Annotated in this window: 1 rRNA gene (running past one end of the window); it reads left to right on the plus strand. The window is 55.6% G+C overall.

The window, feature by feature from the left end:
• Positions 1 to 2,381: ribosomal RNA gene (locus tag ACFXMV_RS23125) — 23S ribosomal RNA — on the plus strand (it extends 849 nt beyond the left edge of the window).
• Positions 2,382 to 2,423: the final 42 nt, after the last annotated feature.

The raw sequence follows: 2,423 nt of genomic DNA on the forward strand, positions 1-2,423 counted from the left end.
GTCAGTCGCATGCTCTAGACCCGAAGCGGAGTGATCTACCCATGGCCAGGGTGAAGCGACGGTAAGACGTCGTGGAGGCCCGAACCCACTTAGGTTGAAAACTGAGGGGATGAGCTGTGGGTAGGGGTGAAAGGCCAATCAAACTCCGTGATAGCTGGTTCTCCCCGAAATGCATTTAGGTGCAGCGTCGCGTGTTTCTCACCGGAGGTAGAGCTACTGGATGGTCTAGGGGGCCCACAAGCTTACCGAAATCAGCCAAACTCCGAATGCCGGTGAGTGAGAGCGCGGCAGTGAGACTGCGGGCGATAAGGTTCGTAGTCGAGAGGGAAACAGCCCAGATCGCCAGCTAAGGTCCCTAAGCGTGTACTAAGTGGAAAAGGATGTGGGGTCGCGAAGACAACCAGGAGGTTGGCTTAGAAGCAGCCACCCTTGAAAGAGTGCGTAATAGCTCACTGGTCAAGTGATCCTGCGCCGACAATGTAGCGGGGCTCAAGTACACCACCGAAGCTGCGGCATTCATGCAATACACCTCGGTCATTCTGCGGAGTGGCCGGCAGTGGTATGGATGGGTAGGGGAGCGTCGTGCAGCCATGGAAGCGTCGGAGTGATCCAGGCGTGGAGGCTGCACGAGTGAGAATGCAGGCATGAGTAGCGAAAGAAGAGTGAGAAACTCTTCCGCCGAATGACCAAGGGTTCCTGGGCCAGGTTAATCCGCCCAGGGTGAGTCGGGACCTAAGGCGAGGCCGACAGGCGTAGTCGATGGACAACGGGTTGATATTCCCGTACCCGTGTAAACGCGCCCATGGTGAATCAGTGATACTAACCGCCCTGAAGCCGGCTAATGTTCCTTCGGGATCATGGTCGGGGGATGCGCGGGACCTGATCTGGTAGTAGCCAAGCGATGGGGTGACGCAGGAAGGTAGCTGAGCCAGTCAGTGGTAATACTGGTGTAAGCGTGTAGGGAGTGGCATAGGCAAATCCGTGCCACACATATCCTGAGACGTGATGCATAGCCGATTGAGGCGAATTCAGTGATCCTATGCTGCCGAGAAAAGCCTCTAGCGAGCTTTTACACGGCCCGTACCCCAAACCGACACAGGTGGTCAGGTAGAGAATACTAAGGCGATCGAGATAACTATGGTTAAGGAACTCGGCAAAATGCCCCCGTAACTTCGGGAGAAGGGGGGCCTCGTCTGGTGATCCAACTTGCTTGGTGAGCTGGGTGGGGCCGCAGAGACCAGTGAGAAGCGACTGTTTACTAAAAACACAGGTCCGTGCGAAGTCGTAAGACGATGTATACGGACTGACGCCTGCCCGGTGCTGGAAGGTTAAGAGGACCGGTTAGCTTTTCGGAGCGAAGCTGAGAATTTAAGCCCCAGTAAACGGCGGTGGTAACTATAACCATCCTAAGGTAGCGAAATTCCTTGTCGGGTAAGTTCCGACCTGCACGAATGGCGTAACGACTTCTCAGCTGTCTCAACCATAGACTCGGCGAAATTGCATTACGAGTAAAGATGCTCGTTACGCGCGGCAGGACGAAAAGACCCCGGGACCTTCACTATAGCTTGGTATTGGTGTTCGGTTCGGTTTGTGTAGGATAGGTGGGAGACTGTGAAGCGGGCACGCCAGTGTTCGTGGAGTCATTGTTGAAATACCACTCTGATCGTATTGGACATCTAACCTCGGACCATGATCTGGTTCAGGGACAGTGCCTGGTGGGTAGTTTAACTGGGGCGGTTGCCTCCCAAAATGTAACGGAGGCGCCCAAAGGTTCCCTCAGCCTGGTTGGCAATCAGGTGTTGAGTGCAAGTGCACAAGGGAGCTTGACTGTGAGACTGACAGGTCGAGCAGGGACGAAAGTCGGGACTAGTGATCCGGCACCGGCAAGTGGAAGCGGTGTCGCTCAACGGATAAAAGGTACCCCGGGGATAACAGGCTGATCTTCCCCAAGAGTCCATATCGACGGGATGGTTTGGCACCTCGATGTCGGCTCGTCGCATCCTGGGGCTGGAGTAGGTCCCAAGGGTTGGGCTGTTCGCCCATTAAAGCGGCACGCGAGCTGGGTTTAGAACGTCGTGAGACAGTTCGGTCTCTATCCGCCGCGCGCGTTAGAAACTTGAGGAAGGCTGTCCCTAGTACGAGAGGACCGGGACGGACGAACCTCTGGTGTGCCAGTTGTTCCACCAGGAGCACCGCTGGTTAGCTACGTTCGGAAGGGATAACCGCTGAAAGCATCTAAGCGGGAAGCCTGTTCCAAGATGAGGTTTCTCACCCCCTTGAGGGGGTAAGGCCCCCGGCAGACCACCGGGTTGATAGGCCAGAACTGGAAGCACGGTAACGTGTGCAGGTGACTGGTACTAATAGGCCGAGGACTTACCACAAAGAAGCTACGCGTCCACTGTGCGGTATCTGAAACAACACAC

The organism is Rhodococcus sp. NPDC059179 (genome assembly GCF_042754885.1).
Taxonomy (GTDB): domain Bacteria; phylum Actinomycetota; class Actinomycetes; order Mycobacteriales; family Mycobacteriaceae; genus Rhodococcus_G.